The organism is Methyloceanibacter stevinii (assembly GCF_001723355.1).
GTDB classification, from domain to species: Bacteria; Pseudomonadota; Alphaproteobacteria; order Rhizobiales; family Methyloligellaceae; genus Methyloceanibacter; species Methyloceanibacter stevinii.
Genome location: NZ_LPWE01000013.1, coordinates 241080 through 265932, shown reverse-complemented (window position 1 = coordinate 265932; position 24853 = coordinate 241080). Strand labels below are relative to the sequence as shown.

At 58.6% G+C, this 24853-nt stretch carries 17 protein-coding genes and 1 pseudogene; 12 read left to right on the top strand and 6 right to left on the bottom strand.

Annotated elements, in window-relative coordinates:
• Positions 1-29: 29 nt before the first annotated feature.
• Both AUC70_RS13350 and AUC70_RS13345 read right to left on the bottom strand, forming a co-directional pair.
• On the bottom strand, positions 30-782 hold the full coding sequence (locus AUC70_RS13350; RefSeq protein WP_069445302.1) for a class I SAM-dependent methyltransferase: 753 nt from the start codon (positions 780-782) through the stop codon (positions 30-32).
• 84 nt (positions 783-866) lie between these two features.
• Complete coding sequence (locus AUC70_RS13345) at positions 867-1250, bottom strand: NADH:ubiquinone oxidoreductase subunit NDUFA12 (protein ID WP_069445301.1); 384 nt, start codon at positions 1248-1250, stop codon at positions 867-869.
• Between the two features lie 466 nt (positions 1251-1716).
• On the opposite strand from AUC70_RS13345, the pseudogene AUC70_RS13340 reads away from it, so the two are divergent.
• Positions 1717-5414 (top strand): annotated as a pseudogene (locus AUC70_RS13340) (vitamin B12-dependent ribonucleotide reductase).
• A gap of 56 nt (positions 5415-5470) precedes the next feature.
• Complete coding sequence (locus AUC70_RS17235; RefSeq protein ID WP_069445300.1) at positions 5471-5698, top strand: hypothetical protein; 228 nt, start codon at positions 5471-5473, stop codon at positions 5696-5698.
• A 614-nt stretch (positions 5699-6312) separates the two neighbouring features.
• Here AUC70_RS17235 and AUC70_RS13330 read toward each other — a convergent pair.
• Complete coding sequence (locus tag AUC70_RS13330) at positions 6313-7080, bottom strand: competence/damage-inducible protein A (protein ID WP_069445299.1); 768 nt, start codon at positions 7078-7080, stop codon at positions 6313-6315.
• A 100-nt stretch (positions 7081-7180) separates the two neighbouring features.
• Between AUC70_RS13330 and sfsA the strand changes: the two genes are divergently transcribed.
• The 4 genes from sfsA (at position 7181) to AUC70_RS13310 (ending at position 11365) form a co-directional block, all read left to right on the top strand.
• Positions 7181-7918 (top strand): DNA/RNA nuclease SfsA, encoded by a 738-nt coding sequence (gene sfsA, locus AUC70_RS13325; RefSeq protein WP_069445504.1) that lies wholly within the window; start codon positions 7181-7183, stop codon positions 7916-7918.
• Between the two features lie 55 nt (positions 7919-7973).
• Positions 7974-8795 (top strand): type I methionyl aminopeptidase, encoded by an 822-nt coding sequence (gene map / locus AUC70_RS13320; RefSeq protein WP_069445298.1) that lies wholly within the window; start codon positions 7974-7976, stop codon positions 8793-8795.
• 43 nt (positions 8796-8838) lie between these two features.
• Complete coding sequence (gene radC / locus AUC70_RS13315; RefSeq protein ID WP_083241577.1) at positions 8839-9501, top strand: RadC family protein; 663 nt, start codon at positions 8839-8841, stop codon at positions 9499-9501.
• A gap of 715 nt (positions 9502-10216) precedes the next feature.
• A complete protein-coding gene (locus tag AUC70_RS13310) occupies positions 10217-11365 on the top strand; it encodes a hypothetical protein (protein WP_069445297.1) in 1149 nt (382 codons plus the stop codon).
• Positions 11366-11551: 186 nt separating this feature from the next.
• Here the strand turns inward: AUC70_RS13310 and AUC70_RS13305 are convergent, their stop codons facing one another.
• Positions 11552-12586 (bottom strand): AraC family transcriptional regulator, encoded by a 1035-nt coding sequence (locus AUC70_RS13305; RefSeq protein WP_083241576.1) that lies wholly within the window; start codon positions 12584-12586, stop codon positions 11552-11554.
• 179 nt (positions 12587-12765) lie between these two features.
• On the opposite strand from AUC70_RS13305, the gene AUC70_RS13300 reads away from it, so the two are divergent.
• Both AUC70_RS13300 and AUC70_RS18950 read left to right on the top strand, forming a co-directional pair.
• The gene (locus AUC70_RS13300; protein ID WP_069445295.1) at positions 12766-13734 is read left to right on the top strand and encodes a hypothetical protein; all 969 of its coding nucleotides are present in this window, start codon (positions 12766-12768) and stop codon (positions 13732-13734) included.
• A gap of 38 nt (positions 13735-13772) precedes the next feature.
• Complete coding sequence (locus tag AUC70_RS18950) at positions 13773-14258, top strand: helix-turn-helix domain-containing protein (RefSeq protein ID WP_083241575.1); 486 nt, start codon at positions 13773-13775, stop codon at positions 14256-14258.
• A gap of 142 nt (positions 14259-14400) precedes the next feature.
• Here the strand turns inward: AUC70_RS18950 and AUC70_RS13295 are convergent, their stop codons facing one another.
• Positions 14401-16191 (bottom strand): hypothetical protein, encoded by a 1791-nt coding sequence (locus AUC70_RS13295; protein WP_244505629.1) that lies wholly within the window; start codon positions 16189-16191, stop codon positions 14401-14403.
• 196 nt (positions 16192-16387) lie between these two features.
• On the opposite strand from AUC70_RS13295, the gene AUC70_RS13290 reads away from it, so the two are divergent.
• From AUC70_RS13290 to AUC70_RS13280, 3 genes are read left to right on the top strand one after another with little or no spacing between them, the layout of a single operon-like run.
• Positions 16388-17437, top strand: coding sequence for a T6SS phospholipase effector Tle1-like catalytic domain-containing protein (locus tag AUC70_RS13290; protein WP_069445293.1), 1050 nt, complete (start codon positions 16388-16390; stop codon positions 17435-17437).
• Between the two features lie 14 nt (positions 17438-17451).
• On the top strand, positions 17452-18960 hold the full coding sequence (locus AUC70_RS13285) for a DEAD/DEAH box helicase (RefSeq protein ID WP_158007457.1): 1509 nt from the start codon (positions 17452-17454) through the stop codon (positions 18958-18960).
• Positions 18923-20710 carry a hypothetical protein gene (locus AUC70_RS13280; protein WP_141702130.1) on the top strand — a complete coding sequence of 596 codons (1788 nt, stop codon included), beginning with the start codon at positions 18923-18925 and terminating at the stop codon, positions 20708-20710. The genes AUC70_RS13285 and AUC70_RS13280 overlap by 38 nt, the downstream gene beginning before the upstream one ends.
• 161 nt (positions 20711-20871) lie before the next feature.
• Here the strand turns inward: AUC70_RS13280 and AUC70_RS16870 are convergent, their stop codons facing one another.
• Complete coding sequence (locus tag AUC70_RS16870; RefSeq protein WP_141702129.1) at positions 20872-21081, bottom strand: hypothetical protein; 210 nt, start codon at positions 21079-21081, stop codon at positions 20872-20874.
• A gap of 706 nt (positions 21082-21787) precedes the next feature.
• Between AUC70_RS16870 and AUC70_RS13265 the strand changes: the two genes are divergently transcribed.
• Entirely contained in the window at positions 21788-24712 is a 2925-nt protein-coding gene (locus AUC70_RS13265) for a DEAD/DEAH box helicase (RefSeq protein ID WP_083241572.1), read from the top strand.
• The last annotated feature ends 141 nt before the right edge of the window (positions 24713-24853 follow it).

The window sequence follows — 24853 nt, the reverse complement described above, 5'->3', positions numbered from 1 at the left end:
ATAGATGCCCCAGCTTTCCTAGGCGTTTGTTAACTCGGACTGCGCTCCGCGCTGAAGCGAAGCCGGATGTGATTGACCGTCCAGCGGCCTTGCGTATCGCAAAGCGAGGGTCTCAAGAGCTCCAGCGCCTCCTCCAGGACATCTCTGCGCTCCGGCTCTTCGAACCGGTCGAAGAAGAACCGGCAGAAGGTTCCGAGCCAACCTTGCATGTCCCCCTTGAGGGGCGTCGACCGCGGCACGAGCGCCATGTCCCGAACGATGAATCCGTGGCTCGACAGCAACGCGCCATACTCTTCCATCGTTGGAAAGTACCAGCGCACCGCTTGGGCCGGGTCGCCGCCGCGCGCCTTCACGACGGCGCGCAAGGCCGTGGCGATGGCGGCGACGTTGCCATGACCGCCAAGCTCTCCGACGAACCGGCCGCCCGGACGGAGCGCCCGCGCGACGCCATCGATCACGAGGGCCGGATCTTGCATCCAATGCAGCGCCGCATTGGAGAACACCGCGTCGAACTCCTGAACGTAGTCGAGCTCATGGGCATCGGCACGCTTCACCGAGAGGCCCTTCATGCGGGCGACCGCCAGTAACTCGACGCTGTTGTCGACGCCGAGCACGTCGGCGCCCGCGGCTTCGATTTCCGCGGTCAGCGTGCCGTCGCCGCAGCCCAGATCCAGGATCCGCTCACCGGGTTTGGGCGCGAGCAGCGCGAAGATGGGACCGGCCATGTCCTGGATGAACTGCCCGTTCTTCGCGAAGTCGGAGGCAGACCAGCGTTGGAGCATGCGGGGGCCCGCATGAGCCTCAAGGGAATCGGATATGGGTCCGTGCATTACTTGGCTTCGAGGAACTCGTCTTCGAGGATTGCCTTACGAGGATTCCGGCGACCAGGGTTCGTAATCCAGCGGCTGCTCCTGCACACGCGGGCGCATGACCGATCCCGGCGGCCGGTAGGCTTCATACGTTCCGGTCAGGTTGGGCCGATGCGCCTCCTCCCAGGGCCGGGGCTTGTAGTCCTCGTCCGTGGGCGGCTCGTTGGTGATGAAGTGAATCCAGGCGTGCCATTCCGGCGGTATCTGCGAGGCCTCGGAGAGGTTCTTGTAGATCACCCAGCGGCGCGTGCCGTTCCGCTCCTTGTAGTAGACGTTGCCGAGCCCGTCCTCGCCGACGCGCTCGCCCTTGCGCCACGTATAGAGCCGCGTGCCCAGCGTGTCGCCGTGCCACCAGGTAAACAAGTCACTGAAGAATCCCATCGTCAGCCTTCACCGTTGGATGCGCACGTCCCAGCCGCGATTTTGTGCAGTGCGCTATAAGGGACTATGGCCCGCCCACAGGGCCCCTGTCCAGCGGACGAAGGGCCGCGTGGGCCCGCGATTTGTGCCCTGCTCTGCGCCACGGCCACCGCCCGACCCCCATATGTCGTGGCCTCGTCAACACGTTATGCACTGCTGGAAGACGCGGGCGCCGAGTCGACCCCGAGCAGTGCCCTAGGGGCCAAATGACGGATTCTTGGCGGTTTTCCCTGCCGGTGCTTGCAGCTTATCCACCGGCTATCCACATACTATACATCCACGTGCCCACAGGGTTTAGTATATTTCAACCTCTCAACATCAATATGTTGATGCTCGCGGTTGAGGGCGCCTTCGAATCGGATCAGTCTGAAAGTTCGCACTGATGCACGATTTGGGGCCGAAATTCACGAAAGGGGCATGAGCTAAGATGCGGATTCAACGACGTTTTACAGAGCGGGGGCAATCTCCTTACACCGGTATCGAGTTTCGCGAGAGTGCGAGCGAGATCAAGAACCCGGACGGATCGGTCGTGTTCGCTCTCGAGAGCTTCTCGGTCCCGACCCATTGGAGCCAGGTCGCGGCTGACATTCTGGCTCAGAAATATTTCCGCAAGGCCGGCGTCGCGGCGAAGCTGAAGCGCGTCGAAGAGAATTCGGTCCCCTCTTGGCTGTGGCGCTCCGTGCCCGATATGGACGCGATGGAAGCGCTGCCGGAGGCCGATCGGTTCGGCAGCGAGACCGACGCGCGGCAGGTCTTCGACCGCTTGGCGGGCACCTGGACCTATTGGGGCTGGAAGGGCGGCTACTTTTCGTCCGAAGACGACGCCGAGGCCTTCTTCGACGAAATGCGCTACATGCTGGCGAAGCAGATGGGCGCGCCCAACAGCCCGCAATGGTTCAACACGGGCCTGCACTGGGCCTACGGCATCGATGGCCCGAGCCAGGGTCATTACTATGTGGACTTCGAGACCGGCATCCTGAAGGCCTCCGAGTCCGCCTACGAGCATCCCCAGCCCCATGCCTGCTTCATCCAGTCGATCGAAGACGACCTCGTCAACGAGAACGGCATCATGGATCTGTGGGTGCGCGAGGCGCGCCTGTTCAAATACGGCTCGGGCACCGGGACCAACTTCTCGTCGCTGCGCGGCGAGAACGAGCCCCTGTCGGGCGGCGGCAAGTCTTCCGGCCTGATGAGCTTCCTGAAGATCGGCGACCGGGCCGCCGGCGCGATCAAGTCCGGCGGTACGACGCGCCGGGCGGCCAAGATGGTGGTGGTCGACATGGATCACCCGGACATCGAGTCCTACATCAATTGGAAGGTCCACGAAGAGCAGAAGGTTGCCGCGCTCGTCACCGGCTCCAAGGTTCTATCGGACCGTCTGAACGCGGTGCTGCGGGCTTGCGTCAACTGCGACAGCGACAATGACGGCTGTTTCGATCCCAAGCAGAACCCGGCACTGAAGCGCGAGGTCAAGGCTGCACGCAAGGCAAAGGTTCCGGACAGCATGATCCGGCGCATCATTCAGTTCGCACGCCAGGGCTACACGTCACTCGAGATTCCCACTTACGACACGGATTGGGATTCGGAGGCCTACCGCACGGTCGCGGGCCAAAACTCGAACAACTCCGTACGCGTCACCGACGAGTTCCTGACCGCCGTCGAGGAGGACGGCGACTGGGATCTGATCCTGCGCAAGACCGGCGGCGTGGCGAAGACGGTGAAGGCGCGGGAGCTTTGGGACCAGGTTGGCTATGCCGCATGGTCCTGCGCCGATCCGGGCATCCAGTTCCATTCGACCATCAACGACTGGCACACCTGCCCCAGCGCGGGCCCGATCAATGCCTCGAATCCGTGTTCGGAGTACATGTTCCTCGACGACACGGCCTGCAATCTGGCCTCGCTCAACCTCATGGCCTTCCGCACCAAGGACGGTAGCTTCGACGTCGAAGGCTACGAGCATGCCATCCGGCTGTGGACGCTCGTGCTGGAAATCGCCGTCACCATGGCGCAGTTCCCGTCACGTCAGATCGCGCAGCTGTCCTATGAGTACCGGACGCTGGGACTGGGTTACGCCAATATTGGCGGCCTTCTGATGGCCTCCGGCATCCCCTATGACAGCGACGAAGGCCGGGCCATTGGCGGCGCGCTGAGCGCGATCATGACGGGCGTGTCCTATGCCACGAGCGCGGAGATGGCCCGCGAGCTCGGGGCCTTCCCCGGCTACGAGGCGAACCGCGAGCACATGCTGCGGGTCATCCGCAACCATGCGCGGGCGTCACGGGGCGAACAGCATGGCTATGAGGAGCTGTCGACACCGCCGGTGCCGCTCGACCATGCCGCCTGCCCCGACCCGAGCCTCCTCACCCACGCCATGCGGGCCTGGGATCAGGCGCTGGAGCTTGGACGCCAATATGGCTACCGCAACGCTCAAGCCACCGTTATCGCGCCCACGGGCACGATCGGGCTCGTCATGGACTGCGATACGACGGGCATCGAGCCGGACTTCGCCTTGGTGAAGTTCAAGAAGCTCGCCGGCGGCGGCTATTTCAAGATCATCAACCGCATGGTGCCTCAGGCGCTTGAAGCGCTTGGCTATGACGAAGCCGAGATCAAGCAGATCATCGACTATGCCGTCGGCCGCGGTTCGCTCGAGGGCGCCCCCGGCGTCAATCTCGAGGCCCTCGCGGAGAAAGGCTTCACACCTGAGAAGCTGGACGTGGTCGAAAAGGCTGTCTCATCCGCCTTCGACATCAAGTTCGTCTTCAACAAGTGGACCCTTGGGGAGGACTTCTGCGTCGGCACGCTTGGCCTTACCGCGGAGCAACTCGATCTGCCCGATTTCGACCTCCTGGCCGAAATCGGCTTCGCCAAGGCCGACATCGACGCCGCGAACGAATATGCCTGCGGTGCGATGACTCTCGAAGGGGCGCCTGGTCTCGACCCCGCGCATTTGCCGGTGTTCGACTGTGCCTCGCCTTGCGGGCGCAAAGGCACGCGGTACCTGTCCGTGGAAAGCCACATCCGGATGATGGCGGCCGCGCAGCCGTTCATCTCCGGCGCACTCTCCAAGACCATCAACATGCCGACGAGAGCCTCCGTCGAGGACTGCAAGGCGGCCTATCTCCTGTCCTGGCGTCTCGCCCTGAAAGCAAACGCCCTGTATCGCGACGGCTCCAAGCTTTCGCAGCCGCTGAATGCCCAGCTTCTGTCCGAGGACGAGGACGAGCAGGACGAAGTGCTGGCGGCGGTCGCGTCCGATCAGCCCGCAGTCCAGCGCGCCACAGTCGTCACCGAGCGCATCGTCGAGCGCGTGATCGAGCGTGTACGCGCTTCGGCGGATCGCGAGCGTCTGCCGGATCGCCGCAAGGGCTATACCCAGAAAGCCGTGGTCGGCGGTCACAAGGTCTATCTGCGGACCGGCGAATACGACGACGGCCGTCTGGGCGAGATTTTCATCGACATGCATAAGGAAGGCGCCGCCTTCCGATCGCTGATGAACAATTTCGCCATCGCGGTGTCGGTCGGCCTGCAATACGGCGTGCCGCTTGACGAGTTCGTCGACGCCTTCACCTTCACCCGTTTCGAACCGGCAGGCCCGTGCGCGGCAACGAGGCCATCAAGAACGCCACGTCCATTCTCGACTATCTGTTCCGTGAACTGGCCGTGTCCTATCTCGGCCGTTTCGAACTGGCGCATGTCGATCCTAACGAAATTGGAAGCACCACCGTTGGATCGGCCGATGCCGGCCAGGGCCAGCAGCGCCCCGAATTGCTCGTCTCTCCCGGCTTCACCCGGGGACGGCTCGGCGAACGCGCCGCGGCGGGCGATGCGCAATCCGCAACGGCGCGGGTGCAAGCTCTTAGCGAAGACGATGAGGAAGAGTCGCTTACCGAAACGGCCGGTCCGACGACCGCGTCGCTCGACACGACGTCTTCCAGCACGGTCGAACATGTGGCGCTGGCTGTCGAAGCCCTGGCCCAACGCGGTGCATCGGCGCTCGTCGCCGAAGCGCGCGTTAAGGGTTATGAAGGGGAAGCATGTGGAGAATGCGGCAACTTTACCCTCGTCCGAAACGGGACGTGTCTGAAATGCGATACGTGCGGATCGACGAGCGGGTGTAGTTAGGGTGTAGTTTTAGTGTCATCCGATTAGCCAGCCACCCGATAGGAAGGGATCTAGAAATGGCAGTAGCGAAGAAGAAGACCGCAACAAAGAAGAAGGCGTCGGCCAAGCGGAAAACCGTCGCCAAGAAAAGGACCGTCGCTAAGAAGAGAGCGCCGGCGAAGAAGAAAACCGTGCGCAAGACCACGGCTGCGAAGAAGCGGCCTGTGAAGAAGAAGGCTCCTGCGAAGAAGCGGGTCGCCAAGAAGAAGGCGCCGGCGAAAAAGAGGGCCACCAAAAGGGCCTAGTCCTTCGCGACAGCATCGCAAAAAGGCGCGGGAGCAATGCTCCTCGCGCCTTTTTTATTGCGTAAAATCAATGGGTTATGGGCGTCGCACCATGGCGCCTAGGGGCACCGCCCCGCGGTTGCGCCGCGCCTCGGTTTCAGTCCCGCCATGCTGACTCACGGCCTCCCGTGACGGACTTTCTGCGCAGGTCTGCCCGGCATTAGAACCCAGCGATACTCTGTCTACGGACTGATATTCTCAAGCTTTCCGGCCGGGTAGAGCTGGCAGCTACCCCTCCTTCGTCGCAGATTGTTGTCGCCGCCGTTTGCATCGACGCTTCACTGCCTACGACAAGCACATTATTCCGTATGCAGTGTATTTCGAACCGTTCCGCGCGCGTCCGCGCGTCTGTTACCTGTGATAGGATCGAGTCATCTAGGACAGAGCCGTCCTGGAAAAAGCGCAGACGTCGGACTTCCCGGCGGCCACGCCGGTCCGAATCGCTTGGGGCCGCGTGTCAAAAAATGGCCCGGCCCGCTCTTTGGACGGCCTCGAGCGCGAAAAATTTCCACAGCTTTGAAGCTAGGGCCTCAGCACCCAAAATGATTCGGAATGTACCGCCTGGCCAGCCGGCGTTAAGATTCGTCGACTTGGCTGGCCGTAAAACCGTGCTCGCTGATAATGCCCCAAAGGGCTTCGAGGGCTTCGCCGAGCCTTTCGTCGTCCACGGAACGAAGCACGAGATAGGTGCCGTAGCGCCGTTGCTCGACGAAGGGATAGGAGCCCATCTGCACGTCGGCATAGGCTGCTTGGAGTGCGGCGAGCGGTGTGGCCACTTCACTCTCCGGTGCGTTCACCCGCACCGCGCGCGCCCTTAACGGGCGTCCTTTGGCAAGGCGCGGGAGAACCTCGTCCAGCATGACCTGCATCACGGCCGGAATGCCGGCCATGACGATAACGTTCTCGATCATGTAGCCGGGCGCACGGGAAACCGCATTGTGGATGAGCGCGGCCTCGGGAATGCGCGCCATTCTCAGTCGGGTCGGCGTCAGGTCCTCAGGACGGTATTGCAGGCGCATCGCTTCCACCGCCTCGTCGTTGATGCCGACCGGAACATTGAAGGCCAGCCCGATCGCATCCGTGGTTACGTCGTCATGCGTGGGGCCGATCCCACCTGTCGTGAGCACATAGGAGTAGCGCCGCCGCAACGCGTTCACGGCGTCGGCAATTTCGGCTTCGATATCGGCCACCACCCGTATTTCGCGCAGCGCAATCCCCGCCTTGCCGAGGTGGGCGGCGATATAGGGTGTGTTGGTATCTATCGTACGCCCCGAGAGGATCTCCTCGCCGATCACGATCAGCGCGGCCGTCACCGTATCGGGGCTTTGCGTCTCCTCGCTCATGGCCGGGAGTGAAGGGGAAGTTCGGGCACGTGTCTAGTGGGGACGGCGCCGATAGGACGCTTGCCGCAACGGGGCGGCCTTTCTAGGTTTCCCCATGCTCATGCGGTTTCCAACCCAGCTCGTCGAAGGCCGGCTAGTCAAGCGCTACAAGCGCTTCCTGTCCGATATTGAGCTCCTCACCGGAGATACGGTCACGGCTCACTGCGCCAATCCAGGCTCCATGCTGGGGCTCGCGGAGCCCGGCTCGCGCGTTTGGCTGTCGAAATCGAACAACCCGAAGCGGAAACTGGCCTTCTCTTGGGAGTTGATCGAGGTCGATCTCGGCCGGGGTCCGGCGCTTGTCGGCATCAATACGTCGAGCCCCAATGGGGCGGTGGCCGCCGCCATCGAACGGGGCCTCATTCCGGAGCTATCCGGCTATGCCTCCATCCGCCGCGAGGTCCGCTATGGCACGAACAGCCGGATCGACATCCTGCTCGAGGATGAAACCCGCCCGCCCTGCTATGTGGAGATCAAGAACGTTCATCTGATGCGGGAAGCCGGATTGGCCGAATTCCCGGATTCGGTGACGGCACGGGGTGCCAAGCACCTGGGCGAACTCTCCACCATGGTGGCGGCCGGGGCGCGTGCCGTCATGGTCTATTTCGTCCAACGGGGCGATGCGGAGGCCTCGCGCTGGGCCGACGATATCGACCCTGCGTATGCGGCCGCCTTCCAGGCAGCATTGGCCTCCGGGGTCGAGGCCCTGGCCATGGCGTCCAGCGTTTCTTTGGAGGGTCTCGGCCTCCCACGGCCCATTCAGGTGCGAACGCAGGGCCACGGAACTGCCGCGTCTTGAACCTCATGCGAATTCGCACTAGCTGTAGGGACAACGCTCCCTATAATCCGATCCTATGTCCGAACTAGAAATCGCCCGCGCCCAGACGCGCGACAACAGAATCAAGCTGCATGGTCCCGAAGCATTCGCCGGCATGGCGAAGGCGGGACGGCTCGTGGCCGAAGCCCTCGACATGCTTGTCGAGCACGTGGAACCCGGCGTAACCACTGAAGCGCTCGACGATCTGGTGTTCGACTTCGCCACGTCCCATGGCGCGACACCAGCCCCGCTCAACTATCGCGGCTTCCCGAAATCCATCTGCACCTCCGTGAATCACGTCGTTTGCCACGGCATTCCGGGCCCGCGTGCACTCAAGGAAGGCGACATCGTCAATATTGATGTCACCCTCATTGTCGATGGCTGGCATGGCGATTCCAGCCGCATGTATCCGGTCGGAGCGATCTCCCGCGCCGCCGAGCGCCTGCTCGAGGTGACCCATAAGTCTCTGATGCTCGGCATCGAGGCGGTCAAGCCGGGCGCGACGACCGGCGATATCGGCCACGCTATCCAGACCTATGCGGAAGGCGAGCGCTGCGGCGTGGTCCGCGACTTCTGCGGCCACGGCCTTGGCCAAGTTTTCCACGACCGGCCGAACATTCTTCACTACGGCGAGCCGGGCGAAGGACTGCCGCTCAAGCCCGGCATGCTCTTCACGATCGAGCCCATGATCAATCTCGGCAAGCCGCACGTGAAGATCCTCTCCGACGGCTGGACCGCCGTGACACGCGACCGCTCGCTGTCCGCGCAATACGAGCACACGATCGGCGTGACGGACACGGGGTGCAAGATTTTCACCCTGTCGCCGGCCGGACTCGATCGTCCACCCGTGCGCGCCTAGAGCGTGAGCCGCTCGGAGAGCCGACCAACCGGGACTCCACCCAATGAGCTCTAAGGAAAAACTGAGCTCTGACGATACGGCTGGCTCCGCCGACCAAACGGCCTCAGAAGGCCCTGGGTTCCAAGACGCCGCCAAGCCGCATTATCTCGGTCATCGCGAACGGCTGCGAAAGCGTTTCCGCGAAGGCGGCGCGCAGTCCCTCCCCGACTACGAGCTTCTGGAACTGGTCCTGTTCCGGGCCATGCCCCGCCGGGACACGAAACCCTTGGCCAAGGCCATCCTTGCCCGTTTCGGCACCTTCGCAGAGGCCATGAATGCGCCCGAGGACCTGTTGCTCGAAGTGCCGGGTCTCGGGGACGCAGCCGTGACGGAGATCAAGCTCGTGCGGGCCGCCGCCTTGCGGCTCATGCGCGGCGAAGTCCTGGAGCGGCCGGTGCTGTCGTCGTGGCAAGGCGTGCTGGATTACTGCCGTGCGGCCATGGGCTTCGAGGCGAAGGAGCAATTCCGCATTCTCTTTCTCGACAAGCGCAACCAGATCATCGCCGACGAAATCCAGCAGGAAGGCACCGTGGATCACACGCCCGTCTATGTGCGCGAGGTGGTGAAGCGGGCGCTGGAGCTCTCGGCTACGGCCATCGTGCTCGTCCACAATCACCCGAGCGGAGACCCCACGCCCTCCCGCGCCGATATCGAGATGACCAACTAAAGCAGAAAGGCCCGATTCAGCGCCGAATATATACACACTTTCAGTGGCTTAGCATTTTCAGTCACCACTCTCTCGGCCGATCTAGCTACCAAGTAGCTACCACGCGGAGGCAGTTCCTTTGTGATGCGCCAGCCCAAAATCATCCCTCGCTCTGTCGGCGAAATTGAGGCCTATCGCCATCCATGAGCAACCGCATTGCGAGTGCTCCTAGGTGTCGATTGGCATGAAGAACCGGAGTCGATTTAGACGTTGGCCAGCCGGCACCTCCGACGGAACGAGCATAGGAAGCATTGCTCTTATCAACAAGAATTCCACCCCACAATGGCGTGCCACAGCATGGGGAAACGCCAATAGGATTGAAGCACGCTCGTGAGCTGTTCCGGACGCTCCGCCTGACAAATTACGCCATCGGTTTGGTACCGCTTCATTCCAACGGCCAGCGCCACTCTCCCAGCCCCTCATGGAGCAGGCAGATGTTGCTGGCGAGATTGAAGCCAACCACGCGGCAAATGCTGCGTCCTCATTTCACCGGGCACAGCGGGGGAAGCCGCGTGGGCTGACTTTTTCTAAGCCTCGTGTCGTTTGTCACTACGAAAGACGTGAGAATGTGCCAGTGGGGCACGTCCTCTAGGAGATTCTCTGCCATCATAGACGGCCCGGTGGCTTGGCTACACCTCCGCTTTTGGAGCTTCGGCTGAGGTGACATAATCACGAGATGAAGATCCCCCCCGTTGACAGTCCAGAACCGATCAAATTGACCAACGTAAAAATCAGCGGGTTCGCGGCATCGAACGCGCGCGCCGGAGAGACCGTTGCGGTTCTCACTCATGCAGCGCTCACGTCCGATCAACCCGAATTTTACACGTATGTGAAGGGACTACTCGACCACCTGGCTGGGCGTGCGCGTGCATTGGGCATCGAACTGGTGCCGGATCATTGGTGCGGATTTCTCTTGGTTGTCCATGAGGACCATGCGGCCGAACTGTACCCAAATGGCGTTGCCGTTAGCATAAAAATGCGTGCAAAACGCAACATCAGCGCAGGCCAAAAAGTATTCCTCTCCGACATAGCGGATATCACTCACGTGAGTCCAATGGGTGTCACGATTGCACCTACAGACAAGGTCGCCTGGATCCTAAAGGTCGGTTGGAAGTTCGCGATTGTCTTCGATCTTGATGACCAGCGAGAGACCAACCAGGAGGAGGTGGAGTGTGCGGTCGCCCACCTGTATCGCTTGTTGCGATTCCAAAACATCTACGAGACGTTCGATGATTCTGCATTCTTCCCGCGGTTGGTTCGTGCTGGATGGTTCCCATTTGTGGAGCTGATTGGTGGTGATTTCGAAGCACTGTTGAACGCGTTCAAGCACGATTTCGAGATCGAGGCTCAGGAAAGGGCGCTAGTTGAAAAATTTGACGGCGCCCGTTTCGAGTGCATGGCAGACCGATGGTGGCGCAACGAACACTTCGCGAGTCGCCGAAGTCTGCTGGAATCAGCGCTCAATGCATTCGAGCGTGGGGACTCGGTTGGCTGCATAAAGACGGCGCTGACGGAAATCGAGGGCGTTCTGCGGGATGCACGGATCGCCGCTGTTGGGTCCGGCGCCAAAATAGAAAAGCTCCTCGATTTCGCGATTGAGCAGGGCATCACTAAGAACCAGGACGAAGCGTCGCTGCTATTCCCAAGGCCGTTTCTCGTATACCTGAGAAACTACACCTATGAGGACTTTGATCCCCTCGGTGATTCAGCAATCAATGCGACGCGGCACGCAGTAGGTCACGGTGCGGCGCCGGCCGACGCATATACGCAGAAGGCAGCGCTCCAAGTGCTGCTGACCTTGGACCAAATCTCGTTCTATCTTTAGGCTGAGCAACCCCGCCACGCCTAATTGTCGAGTGTCCCATGACGTCCGCTTTTGGCACATAGCGGACAAGCCGGCCGCTCAGCCGCAATGTCTGCTTCTGACCCAAAGCGGACATGGCCTTAGGTAGCCTCGAGGGCAGTTTCCGACCCGTGCCGGACTTTCGCTGTGCAATTGACCTCGGCCCGATCAGTTCGAAGGTGCACTGGCCGGACTGTTCGTCTTCTTTCGCCACTTCGCCGGCGATATGCCGCTCCATCGCCCAAAGGCGTGGACGAAGGAACTCGCAGACGAGTAGTCGAGCGTTGTTGCGATGTCCGTTACACTTAATGCGCCCAGCCTCAGCAGATCACGCGCCATCGCGTAGCGCACTTCATCCTTCAACTCCTCGAACGTCACCCCCTCTTCCTGGAGCCGGCGCCTGAGAGAACGCGGGTGGACCCCGAGATGGGCAGCTGCATCGTCCATCCGCGCGCGACTCGTGAGAAGCAAATGACGCAGTTCATGCCGCACGAGCCCCGCCACACTCTTTCGGGCCTTCGCGAGGTCTGGCGCAAGTTCGGTCAGTGCCGCTTCGTGGAGGGTCGCGTTGCCCTGCGGAAGGCGACAGGCTAGCCCTGCGGAGCCAACCACGACGCCAGAATGGCTCTGGCCAAACCGGACGGTCATTCCTCCGAGCGATCGATAAGGCTTAAGGTCTTGTGGTGCGGGACGAGCGAGCCACACCTCCTCCGGCACGACGGAACCCAACGTCAACTCCTTTACGAGTTTGCAGCCCACGGCGACGACCACGTCATGAACATGGACGGAGGCGTGGACTGCTGGGTCGTAGATGCCATAGCCAAGGACGACGTCACGATCCGCCTGCATGAGATAGACGGTGGCGCCGGTTGAGTTGCCGATCTGGAAGGCTGCGAATTCGCTGAGTGCCTCGCCCAGCGTCGCCGCATGGCACATCACCCGCCCAAGCGGACCCAGCGCGGCGATGGATTGCCGGTTTCCGAGTAACAAGCCGATGTCTTCGCGTCCCGTGTTCGCTGCGGCATTGTCGAGGATAGCGAGATAAGCCGCGTAAGGGATGAAGGTGTCCGGCCGGAGTTCATCGGACAGAACACCCGTCCCGGCAAGAACGACATCAAGCGGGACGCCCAATTCTGACAGCAACGCGGGCAGCTGCATGAGAGAAGCGGCGCGCTGCATTGCCGGGTTAGTGGGATTCGCCATGCGGAATGCATGTCCTCAAAAAGCAACCGGTTGCTAGCACTCTCTGATACCGATGACAACCAACGGTCGAGCGCCCCAAAGCGCTGCCAGCCCTTCCTCGGTCCGGAAGGAACGAGCCGCGCAGGGATGGACCAATGAAATTTGTAGCAAGCGCCGCCTGCAAATAAGGGGAGCAATAGGTGATGAACCGCAATGGACTTGTCTGTCTCACGAGCCGCTTTTGGATTGCCATCGCGGCGTTGGGTGCCCTTGCACAGCCGGCCTTTGCGGAAGACACGTGGGACAAGCTCGACCACGGCATCGATGTTGTCCGAGAGTGCGTTGGAGACGTTAGGCAGCTCTGCGACGGAGTGGTTCCCGGCAAGGGGCGCATCAAGGATTGCATGGCGGAGCACCTGGCAGGCCTGTCGCAGGGGTGCCTTAAGGCGCTGGCGGAGCCGGAACCTGCAGTCCTTTCTGATGGCGATCATGCCGTGACCAAGCGAATTGAAAACTCCCATCTCATGCGATTCATTGAGATGTACCTTGCTGGCATCGATCCAAAAACGGGAGACATCGTCGCCGAGTGCTACGGCACCTATGCCAACCCGGACATTCCCGCTGACAAGGATTCCGCTCCGCAGTCACTCGTTGCGGGGCTCAACATGAGCCAGATCAAGGAACAGTACGGCGTTCTGGGTGCGTCCTTGAATGGCCCCAAACTGTGGACTCCCGATTGGTTCGAAGTCGAAGTTGGCGTGGTGCGGGAGTTCGGCGGCCTGAAGGCCCCTTGGACTGCCCAACTCAACATGGGCAAAAATCTCAGCATTCACACCATCAAGCCATATGAGCCCCAAACAATCGCTCGGAAGAGTGCGATCAATTGGAATAAGGGCACAAAGGTAATGCTCATCGACGATACCGATGGCAACACATGGATCATGAAAGGCTTCGAGCTGGGCCTAAAGCCGCAGCACACCTACGAAGAGTTCATGGCCGCCGGGGAAGCCGGTTTCAAAAGTCTTCCAAAGGGCTGGAAAGTGCGTGTCGTAGAGCTGGAACAGGACAATCTCGAAAAGCCTGAAGGGGGCGTCGCCACGATCATGGCGGACGAGTTCTTCAACATCTACGACAAAACCGGTCCCGGAATGAGCAACTACAAGCCCTAAAGGTTCCTGCCCTAAACACTCGCTCTGCGGTGGCCCAAATGGCTGCGTTGACAGGACTTTGCAAGACGAATTCGGACGCAACCGACGCGGCGTCCGATGCGTTAGGTCGGGCCGACGCACCGCCTAGCGTGCCTTCGACACAGAATCTTCCACGGCAAGCCGACGTAATCGATCGACTTGTGCAATTGCTAAAGGTGGAACTTCCGTATGGGCCCGTTGCCATCGCGTACGCGGCAGCGCAGCTCCACACAAGCGTCAGGACACTACAACGACGTCTCGCTGCTACTGGTCTTAGATTCACCGACCTCGTAGACGAAATTCGTCGATCTGCTGCCGTCGAATTGGTCCTGGCTGATGCGCTTACGGGAGCACAAATCGCGCATATGCTTGGCTATTCTGACCAATCTCATTTCACGCGCGCCTTCAAGCGTTGGACCGGCACGTCGCCCCGACAATACGTTGCTCGGCGCCCAAGTTTGCGGCAGAGGGAAACGAGTAGCCGGGATTGCGGTTATCCTTGCTGAGACGCGCAAAGTCCGCTCTTGGCACGGACCAGACGTGTCTTTGCAGCCGGATGGGGTCAGCTTTTGCCCCTAAGCGGGCATCGGCCGGCAATGACCCGGCCACAATTGGCTACCAAGCGGCTCAGAGGTTTCTGAGGGCCGCCTAGGCGGGCAGGGTATCGTCTTCGCCGATTGCGGTGAAGGAAGCGCCAATCGAACTACAATCGGCGCGAGCACCGAGCAGCAGCGTATCGAGCTGTTGCATCCGGCGAACGTCCGAGGTACCTGCGCCGGCTGATATCTTTTCGCGAATCTTGTCATGAACGCTGCGCCGTACCCTGGGCTGCAAGACTACAACATGACGTTCCATGTTGCTGCCAGCTTGACCTAGCGCTGCCAGTACACCTTCCCGGTTCGCCTGCCGTTCGCCGTTTAGCCACACTGCATCCTTAAGCGTCCCTGTGCTATTGGCTTTGAGTTTTTCCAACAAGAGCCCCCGGTCTACGTGGCGTAAATTCTTGACGGCCTGGCCGACAACAACTTCGTAGTCCGCGACCGAGACACCGCGATTGGCACGATCTGAGTGGCTACCCTTCACATGGATTAGGGTTAGCTGGGGCGGTTCCTGGCTGTCGTCAAAGTGAATAAAATCGGCCGATTCCATCGAGCCGTCATCACAAACGAGCCAACCGGTTGCCGGCCCCCTGTCTTTGATATTGGGCCAATGACGCGCCACGAACCCGAATAACGACAAATCCTCTGCCCTGCCAACATCCTCCACTGCGAAACGCTTATCGTCGAGTGGCTTTTCCCGCTGAACCACTATGCCTTCTTCCGACATGTTGACCCAGTCCCAACCGGGGAAAGGAAAGTCCCGAAAGTTCGTCCGATAGAACTGCCCCCGAGCATAGGTATGGCCTGTGTCAAAATAGATACTGAGATAATCGGGCCTGCAGCACAGATCGAGCACGGCCTGTTGATGCTCGGCGTCTCCGATCTTTTCCAGTATCTCGGAAGTTAGCGCTACGCTACCAGACTCGCGGACATCGAACGTGTAGCCAAGCCGGCCCAGTTTCTCGTCGTCCCAAAACACTTCCGCTTCAAAACCCGGCGGCTGCGTAGACTCAGCTACCTTGAACCTCGCAGCATCGCAGAATTGCTGCAGTGCCAGCGCCTCTTCGTCGCCAGCGGCTATCTCCGCAAGATTCAGTTCTGGCACAATCACCGCCATGTCGTAGGGATCCTTGACACCATCCAGACCGTCAACGGGCCGCGCCAGAATTGGGATGGGGGGCCTTTGCGGCAATTTCCCGCCGGTTTTATCTGCAGCATGATCGAGGATCTTCTCGACACAGGTGGCAAATTCGCCCCACGATCTCGTTGGTCCAAGCCATATCCGAGCTTGTCTTGGGCTCGCCCCAACGATTGCGGCCTGCCCGGCTGGTGCCAGATCCTTGTTGCTCGAGGTACTGCGCACCGAGCTGTAGTAGAAGCTCTGATCCTCAAGGGGATCCAGAGCCGACTCAAGTTCGAGCCCGGATAGTACCTTCGAGTCTGCTTTGATCGGTGTGCGCCGGTGAGCGCCACCGAGCCACAATGTTCTCAGGCCGCTCTCAACAAAGGCGGCCTCAGTTTCAGCCGCCGACAGTGGCTTGAGGCGATTAAGCGGTGCGGCTTCCGCGCTGCGAATGGCGCGCACAGCCGTATTGCGGGCGGCAGGATCGGAAAAGCAAATTGCGACCAGGTCCGCTTTCCGGAAGATATAGACCGCCTGGTGGGTGCGATCCTCAAGGTTGGCGCCAGGGCACCAGGATGGGGATCGTCGCTCCTCATAGTGAAACCAGGAGACATCCAATCCGTCCGGCAGACCTTTCGGAGCGGCGGGCATCTTAAAGTCTCGAGAAGAGACACGGCTATTGGGTGCCGCTGCCGCCAACTTGAGAACCTTGCGCATCGCGGTCCGCAGCTGAGCCGACGTGGGAGTCTGACCACCAGAGCCACGAAGCAACGTTACAGACAGATAGGGACTGCAGTCTTCGCAAGTTATTGCCATTGAAATGGTCCCGGGCCGTTATCAATTTGCGTGTAGTCTGATAATAATACCGCAAAAGTTGCGACAGCGACATCCGGCAGGAGGCGATCGGCGGGGCGTGGCGAAAAACATTGTTCTTTGTTGCGACGGCACGAGCAACGAATACGGAGAGCGCAGCACCAACGTGCTCAAGCTCTACTCGGTCCTGGAAAAGAGCGATGGGCAAGCCACGTACTATGATCCAGGCGTGGGAACCCTCAGCGCTCCGACGGTCTGGTCGCGATTGGGCAAGCGCCTGAGCAAAGCAGCGGGCCTCGCCTTTGGCGCTGGAATTCTCCGCGATATCGAAGAAGCATACACTTACCTCATGGACTACTTTGAGGATGGCGACAGGGTCTTCATTTTTGGATTTAGTCGCGGGGCATACACTGCCAGGGGTATTGCGGCCCTAATCGCAAAGTGCGGATTGCTGAACACGGGTAACGACAACCTCGTACCCTATGCATCCAAGATGTTTCGTTACGAGATGCGGCCGGAGATTTATCGCGGATTTCGCAAAGCCTTCTCTAGGCGCTGTTCAATTCACTTCCTGGGCCTTTGGGACACAGTGAAGTCAGTGGGCTGGGTTTACGACCCGGTAAGCCTCCCCTTCACGACCAATAACGCAATCGTCAAGACGGTACGCCACGCAATTGCGATCGATGAGCGCAGAGCATTTTTTCGTCAGCATCTATGGGGCAAAGGCCGAAGCTTCCAGGACATCAAGCAGGTCTGGTTTGCCGGCACCCATTCAGACGTCGGCGGGGGACATTCTGAGAGTGAGTCCGGTCCATCAAATATCGCATTGGACTGGATGATCAGGGAGGCAATGCCCAATCTACTGGTCGATCAAGCTCGTTTGCAGCGACTAGTGGGGCTCGGCCGACCGTCCATAGGCAGCCCCCGACTACATGACTCGTTGACCGGTTGGTGGTGGCCTGTCGAGTATCTGCCGCGGACCTACCGGGATCCGGAAGACAAATGGAAACTCCGCCTCAAAATTTACGGTGGCGCGTCGCGCTCGATCCCCGAGAACTCGCTCATTCATCAATCGGTCTTCGATCGCATCAAAGCCGGAACCTACATGCCGGAAAACCTGCCGCAAAAACACAGGACCGAACCATGGTAAGCGGATCCGGGCAGATGCGCCTCGCGCTGGACAGGCTTGAGATTGACCTTCCCGAGCTCGTACTCGGACCCATCAAGTACGACATCGGAGAAGCCGTTCAGCTACTGCGGCCTGGTGAAAAGGCGTGCGTTGAACGGGAGTATGAGATTCAGGTCTCTCCGAGAGTCAAAGAACGCTGCCTGCTGCTCAGCAACGGAGAGCGCATAATCGTCACAGAGCGAAAGAAGCTCGCATTGCCAGTGGGCATCGACGGAATCCTTCGAGGCACCTGCCCCGGCGTGTACGAATGGCTGAGCCATGTCGAGATTGAACGAGCCAAGCAGACCCTGGGAACAAAGAGCGTCTCGGCAACTTGGAAAGACAGTTTCAGTTATCACTCAAGAGACGACACAGGCCTTCCCGAGGAGGGGTTGAGGGCACCACAACTTGGAGCGCTTCATGCGGTTGGCGCGCATTGGAGTCTGTCCAGTACGCCGGCAACAATTGTGATGCCGACCGGGACGGGCAAAACTGAAACGATGTTGGCCATTCTCGTTGCGCAGCGGATCAACAAGCTGCTCGTGGCGGTTCCCAGCAAAGCCCTCCGGTCGCAGATAGCTGGAAAATTCCGCAGTCTCGGGAAACTGAGATCGCTTGGTGTCGTCCCAAATTCGATTGCCAATCCAGTTGTTGGCATTGCCCGCCGCCGGCCCAAGAACGAGGCAGAGCTGCAACTGTTCAAGGACTGCAATGTCGTCGTTGGTGTCGTCTCATCCCTCTCGGGCGGCACAGCCACGAACTTCCTGGATAGAATTGCGGGCATCATGGACGTGCTCGTTGTCGATGAGGCACATCACGTAAAGGCATCGACATGGCAGATACTGAGGCAGTCTTTCAATGACAAGAAGGTCCTGCAATTCACGGCCACGCCGTTTCGCGGCGATGGCGAATTGGTGGATGGCAAGGTCATCTACTCCTATCCACTAAAGCAAGCGCAGGCGGATGGGTACTTTCAGAAAATCGAATTCCTGCCGGTCTACAAAGTGGATTTCGATGCCGGCGACGAAGAAATTGCCAAAGTCGCGGTCGGCCGACTCCGTGAAGATATCGCGAAGGGACTCCCCCATCAGGTTATTGCGCGATGCGGCCGGAAGGACCGTGCGGAGTCAGTCTGCGAGATTTACGAGCGTATCGCTGCCGACTTGAAGCCCATTCTGATTCATTCGGATATCGAGGACAACGACGAGCGTGTCGCCAAGGTGCGTAGCGGAGAGGCCAAGATCGTTGTCTGCGTGAACATGCTTGGTGAGGGCATAGATATCCCTCAGCTAAAAATTGCGGCTGTTCACGACCTCCATCAGAGCCTAGCAGTACTCCTGCAGTTCGTAGGCCGCATCACTCGCGGCGGAGATGGCGACCTCGGCAATGCGAGTGTGGTCGCCAACATTGCCGTGCCTTCAATTCCCACGCCCTCGAGCGGCTGTATAGCGAGACGCGGATTGGAACTTGTTGCTGCGCGAATTCAGTTCCGAGGCCGCGCATGAGCACGCAGAGTTTCTCAAGTTTCTGGAGAATTCCCGGAGTTTCGACGAGAGCAAAAGCCATAGCGAGGACCGCATATCGCCAAGTTCGCTTCGTCCTGTTTTCAGTACGCTGTTTTACCGATGCGCTAAGTTTCATCCTAAGCGCTTTTTCCAGGGGCTCCCCGATCGGTACGAGCTTGTTGACGTTTGGCTTAACGAACCCGAGCACACCCTCTACTTCGCCGTTCGACTCCGCGAGACGGTAAGATGGTCGAATAGCCAAGAGATGCGACAGCTTGAATGGCACCTCTTTGTCCTTCATCACGACCAGGCGACCCGGCTGCTATATTTGGCCTCTACCGACAAAGCATCAGATCACGGCGCTTTAGCTGATGCCGTTGGCGCCCAAGAACGCATGAGCGGTGAAGAGATGTTTCGGCCGCTCGGCCGGATTGGGCGCCTTGTCTTCAACAATCTCGGCGTCACCAAGCACGGACGGCGGAATCTAAGCTTCGCCATGTATACAGGCGTCGACGTCCGGCAGGCACTAAGCGAGACGGAGAAGAAGGGATCCCGAAAGTCCAATATTAGCGGCTATGGTTGGGAGGATGGCAAACAGATCACAATCGGCTGCTCGTACAAGGGCCGCGTCTGGTCCAAGGCCGCTGGTACAATCCCGAAGTTCATCAAATGGGCACACGGCGTCGGCGAGAAGCTTGTTGATCCCACCATTAGCACCAAAGACATTATCGCCAACGTCCTCATCCCCGACTATGCGGAGAGGTTGCCAGACGCCGGCATCTTAAGCATCGAATGGCCTGTTGAACTGCTGGGAAGGTCAGAGGATCAAATCTCAATTCGGATCCCCGGCCGCGAATTTGATTTCCTGGACTCAGACATAAAATTCACAAACGCCAAGCCCGTCGACGGTGTCGTAGAGTTTGAAGTCACAGCCGGCGAACGGGATACGCCGGTTGGCCAGTTTCGCATGCGTGTAGAGGGGAGAGCAGGCTTTACAATCGAGAGCCTCTACGGGACACCGAAGATTGTAATCGGTTCGAAGGAATCCGATCTGGCGGCATTCTTCGGCGACTATCCTCCACTCATTCGGTTTGTCGACCTCTCCGAGCTTGATGGAAATATCCTGCTTCGAGCGGAGGACGCAGGCACGGTTGAGATTCCAAGCGACCGACTGGAGCCGTGGGACTGGTCATCGGTCGATATTACCAAGGAATCCCTCTGGAAAGACGGCGCGAGGCGCTTGGACTCTATCCAGTGGTCGGTGGCACAGAATTTCATCAATGCCGGATTCTCCTTGGTCTTCGATGATGACGGACCCAACGAAATCGCGGACCTGATCTGCATGAAGCATGATGACGGGTTCATCCGTCTAGTTCTCGTCCATTGCAAGTTCTCAGGCAGCGAGATTCCGGGTGCCAGAGTTGCCGACGTAGTCGAAGTCGCATCTCAAGCAGTGAGATCTGCTCGCTGGCCTGGGAGATTCAAAGAGCTTGTCAGACACCTGCAACTGCGGGAAAGACGACACAAGCCCACGCCTGGGCGGACCAGCTATCTTCACGGTGCGCCGCCACAGCTTGTCGCATTCCAACGGTCATCAAGGTTCCAGGAGGTACGCCCGGCCGTATTGATCGTCCAACCCGGTCTTTCCAAGTCGAAGCTGACCAGAGAACAATCGGTAGTTCTGGGCGCCGCGGCCGCTTACCTAAAGCAAACAATTGGAATTGAGCTTGAGGTGGTCTGCAGCGCCTGATGTGAGAAAGACTGAAAGCTGTGTTGACCGAACTACAACGGAACGTCCACTGATGGCACTTGGAGGACTCTTTGAGGGGAATCACCCCACGTCCGGTGCTGGGGGCGAAGCAGACATTTTTCCCCATCGGTTCAACCGACGCCTGTTCATGAGTACACGGCCTAGAGGCGGTGTCCTTGCCCTACGGGGCGAGCTGTACCTCGCTTCTCGTTCTGCCCGACATCCAACTCATCGTCGTAGGCTGCAGCCGCATCCCCCGCTTTTGCATGCTCCAGCAATTCCATCAGTTCACGTGGAATTGCACCTGCACGATACACCTGGCGGTCGCAACCCTGGCGTTTGGCTGTCTGGTTCTCTTGATTTTTCGTCACCTACCAACCTCTTCGGTTGAACTTAGCACCGGCCAGCTATTCTTCGGGCCGCATGGCCTTCTGTCACTGCTCGATCGCCTCGATTATTGGCTCTCCCGTAGCTACCATATAGCTACCAACTTTTCGAAAAGTGCCGAAATCGTACCCGTTGATTGACAAGGCCGCGCTTGATTTTTTTTAGGAAAACCCCTGAATCTATCGATCCTACTGAAATTCATAAGTTGTTGATGTTAATGACTTATTTACCAGAAATGATTTTCTGAGATGACCAACTAAAGGCACCAGCCTCGAATTATCGCCGAATTTATCAATATTTCCAGTCGTTTAGTGTTTTGCGTATCCGGCCGATCTGCCTATCTAGCTACCAAGGAGCTACCACTCGGAGGCTGTTCCTTTGTGATGCGCCAGACCAAAATTATCTATCGCTCTGTCGGCGAAATTGAGGCCTGTCGCCATCCATCAGCAACCGCATTGCGAGCGCTCCCAGGCGTCGATTGGCATGAAGAACGGCCGGTCCCAAAGCGACGGGGGCAATAATGAACTTCGTGCGTGAAAAACCACCGCGGCCGGAATCTGGACGGCGGCACTGTGACCCCATTCTGCGATGATCGTTTTCATAAGGCCTCGAGGCGCTGAAATTGGTTCTGCACAGCCAAAGCGAGAATGTATCTTTTTTGCTACCTAGAATCGCCTTTATGCTTATTGGATGGGCTATTTTTCTGACAACTATGATTCATTCCGCTATCCGCTTAAAATCGGCGATGGAACCGGCTTTCGAAGCGCCCAGCTGGGCGCTATCCACGCTGCTGGATCTCACTTCGCGATGCGAACCGATCCTGGCATTATCACGATGCCGACAGGATCCGGAAAAACTGCGGTACTGATTTCGACGGCCTTTGTGTTGCGGGCCACTCGTGTGCTTATCCTTGCGCCGGGCCGGCTTGTACGTGAGCAGATCGCTGAAGAAGTCAGTACACTAGCGACATTGCGTGAAGCGGGTGCAGTCGGAGATGCAGTTCCGTCGCCACGAGTAACAAGCACAAAGAAGCGCATCACAACGGCCGAGGAATGGGAAGCTTTGCGGGACTATGACGTGGTCGTCGGTACGGTCCCAAGTCTAAGCCCCGAGTATCCTGAAATCCCCGAACCAGCGGCGGATCTTTTTGACCTCGTTCTTGTTGACGAGGCCCACCACAGTCCAGCTAGGACGTGGCAACGGGTTCTTGATCATTTCCCACAGGCTAAGCGGCTGCTTTTTACAGCAACGCCGTTTCGTCAGGATCAGAAAGAGATTCGAGGCCGATTTATTTTTGCTTATGATCTTCGACGCGCTTTTGAAGACGGCGTGTTCGGAGAAATCACGTATCAGCCGGTCACTCCAACGGGTGGCGAGAATCACGATATAGCGATCGCCCTCGCCACTGAGCGTCAGTTGGCTGTCGATCGCGAGGCCGGATTTAGGCACCATGTCATGGTGCGAACTGATAGCAGGAAGCGAGCGACAGAGCTTCTGGAGCTTTACAGAGTCCATACGGGCTTGCAGCTTCGGATTGTCACCGGTGACAAATCGCTACGATACATCAATAAGGTAATCGCCGACTTACAAGGCGGTCAGCTCGACGGGATCGTATGCGTCAATATGCTGGGAGAGGGCTTCAATTTTCCTAGTCTTAAGATCGCTGCCATTCATTCTCCGCATCGTTCTTTGGCTGTGACCCTTCAATTCATTGGCAGATTCGCCAGAACTGTTGGCGAAGATATCGGGCCGGCAACGTTTTTGGCAATCCCATCGGAAATCGAGATTGAAGCAGAGCGCTTATACGACACTCGCGCCGTTTGGCAGGACATGGTCCAGAATTTGAGTGCAACTCGTGTCCGAGAGGAAGCCGAGACGCGTGAAGTATTGGAGTCATTCGAGGTTGGCGAATTGAGCACACAGGATCTGGAGGATCTGTCGCTCTTCGTGCTCGAGCCTTATTATCACGTTAAGCTGTACCAGCTCGATCAGACGATCGATCTCACTACGCCCTTGGTTTTTCCCCAGCCGTTGCAGGCTGTCTACGAAAGTTTTAGCGAGGCCCACAATGCGGCCGTCTATATCACACGTGAGATAAGTCTACCGAGATGGACAACAGACGATCGCCTGTCGATTGTGCAGCCAGACCTGTTTATCTTTTATCAGCACGTGGAAACGGGCTTGTTGTTCATCTGCGCTTCCCGTCGGTCCGAGGGTTTGTATGAGCAACTCGTTGCTGGATTTCAAGCAGCTAACCCTCGTCCATTGCCGCTCGTACGACTAAATCGAGCCCTGAACGATCTTTCCACACCAGAGTTTTTTAATGTCGGAATGAGAAACCGCGTAGCGTCCAGCACAACCGAATCCTATCGGATCATCACCGGTTCCAATGCGGACAAAGCTATCCTGAAAAGCGATGGTCGCTTGTATCATAGAGGACATGTTTTTGGGCGGGCATCTGATGATGGTGGGCTTGTCACAATAGGACTGAGCAGTGCGTCCAAGATTTGGAGCAATACGAGCTCCAAGCTGCCTGGCCTTATCGCGTGGTGTGAAAAGCTTGCGAGGCGGATTGCGAGTGATCGTGTACCAGTAACAGGGTCCGGTCTGGACTACTTGGACGTCGGTGAGGAGATCAGTGAGCTGCCCCTCGGAATAATCGGCGTAGATTGGCCGGTGAGCGTGTACCGCACTACACCCATCATTAGCTTCAAAATCGCGGAAAGAGAGACAAGAGCGCAACTGCTCGATTTCGATCTTGACGTAGATGCCGCTCGATCTGACGAACAGACTGTCATGTTGGTCTTACGGCATCAGAGCGGATTTCGATACGAAACGACCTTCTCTTTCGAGACCGATCGCTTCTTTGAGCCAGCAAGCACCACAGAACCTGAGGCGTTCGTAGAGCAAGAGCACAGCGCGACGCCTTTGATTGACTATCTGAATGGGATCATTCCCTACTTATACACGAGCGATCTGGCATTGCTTCAAGGCTCCAACCTACTGAAGCCACAAACAGACGACGCGGCGCCACTCGAAGAGGCGCTGATAGAACCAATCGACTGGGCGGCAGCTGGAGTCGATATATGTCGGGAGTTTGGAGCAGCTAAAGATGGCATGGTTTCCATCCATGAGGGTTTGGGGAATCGCCTTCGTGAAAGCGGCCACACCGTTGTGTATTACGATCACGGTAGCGGCGAGATCGCAGACTTCATAGCGATAGAAGAACAGGACGAGAGGCTGTTAATCCAATTCTACCACTGCAAAGGCGCAACCGGAGCCGCGCCCGGACATCGGGTAGACGACGTTTATGAGATTGCGGGCCAGGCGGTTAAGTCCGTGACTTGGGCACTCAAGCAGCGACTCCTAAAAAACATTCGCAGACGATTTACGCAGGGAATCGGCGCTCATCAGTTCATTAAGGGCGATGTCGCGTTCTTAGAGCGGCTTTTAGATGAAGCTACTCCGGCAAAGATAGAATTCGAGTTCATAGCTGTCCAACCAGGTCTGCGAAAGAGGGATCTGCCCGCAACGCTTGCAAACGTCCTCGCTGCTACAAGTGACCACTTGGTTCGGGGCGGGTTCAGGCCGCTCCGCGTTATGGCCTCAGCCTAGCCTGCGCCGTAATCCCCAAAGATTATGCAGAGGACCTTTGCGCTAGAGCGCGAGAGAACGGTTTTGGTCCGAACGTTTGGTCAAGTCACTCATTGTGCCTCGACACCATCGTTCGGCGAGGTTGCAGCTTCCGGCACAAAC

Bases quoted from the DNA above. Each gene is read 5' to 3' on its own strand.
- radC (WP_083241577.1), top strand. From the start codon at position 8,839: ATGAGCTCTAAGGAAAAACTGAGCTCTGACGATACGGCTGGCTCCGCC.
- AUC70_RS13350 (WP_069445302.1), bottom strand. From the start codon at position 782: ATGCTCCAACGCTGGTCTGCCTCCGACTTCGCGAAGAACGGGCAGTTC.
- sfsA (WP_069445504.1), top strand. From the start codon at position 7,181: ATGCGGTTTCCAACCCAGCTCGTCGAAGGCCGGCTAGTCAAGCGCTAC.
- AUC70_RS17235 (WP_069445300.1), top strand. From the start codon at position 5,471: ATGGCAGTAGCGAAGAAGAAGACCGCAACAAAGAAGAAGGCGTCGGCC.
- AUC70_RS13285 (WP_158007457.1), top strand. From the start codon at position 17,452: ATGCGCCTCGCGCTGGACAGGCTTGAGATTGACCTTCCCGAGCTCGTA.
- AUC70_RS13330 (WP_069445299.1), bottom strand. From the start codon at position 7,080: ATGAGCGAGGAGACGCAAAGCCCCGATACGGTGACGGCCGCGCTGATC.
- AUC70_RS13295 (WP_244505629.1), bottom strand. From the start codon at position 16,191: ATGCGCAAGGTTCTCAAGTTGGCGGCAGCGGCACCCAATAGCCGTGTC.
- AUC70_RS13305 (WP_083241576.1), bottom strand. From the start codon at position 12,586: ATGGCGAATCCCACTAACCCGGCAATGCAGCGCGCCGCTTCTCTCATG.
- AUC70_RS13265 (WP_083241572.1), top strand. From the start codon at position 21,788: ATGGGCTATTTTTCTGACAACTATGATTCATTCCGCTATCCGCTTAAA.
- AUC70_RS13345 (WP_069445301.1), bottom strand. From the start codon at position 1,250: ATGGGATTCTTCAGTGACTTGTTTACCTGGTGGCACGGCGACACGCTG.
- AUC70_RS13310 (WP_069445297.1), top strand. From the start codon at position 10,217: ATGAAGATCCCCCCCGTTGACAGTCCAGAACCGATCAAATTGACCAAC.
- map (WP_069445298.1), top strand. From the start codon at position 7,974: ATGTCCGAACTAGAAATCGCCCGCGCCCAGACGCGCGACAACAGAATC.
- AUC70_RS18950 (WP_083241575.1), top strand. From the start codon at position 13,773: ATGGCTGCGTTGACAGGACTTTGCAAGACGAATTCGGACGCAACCGAC.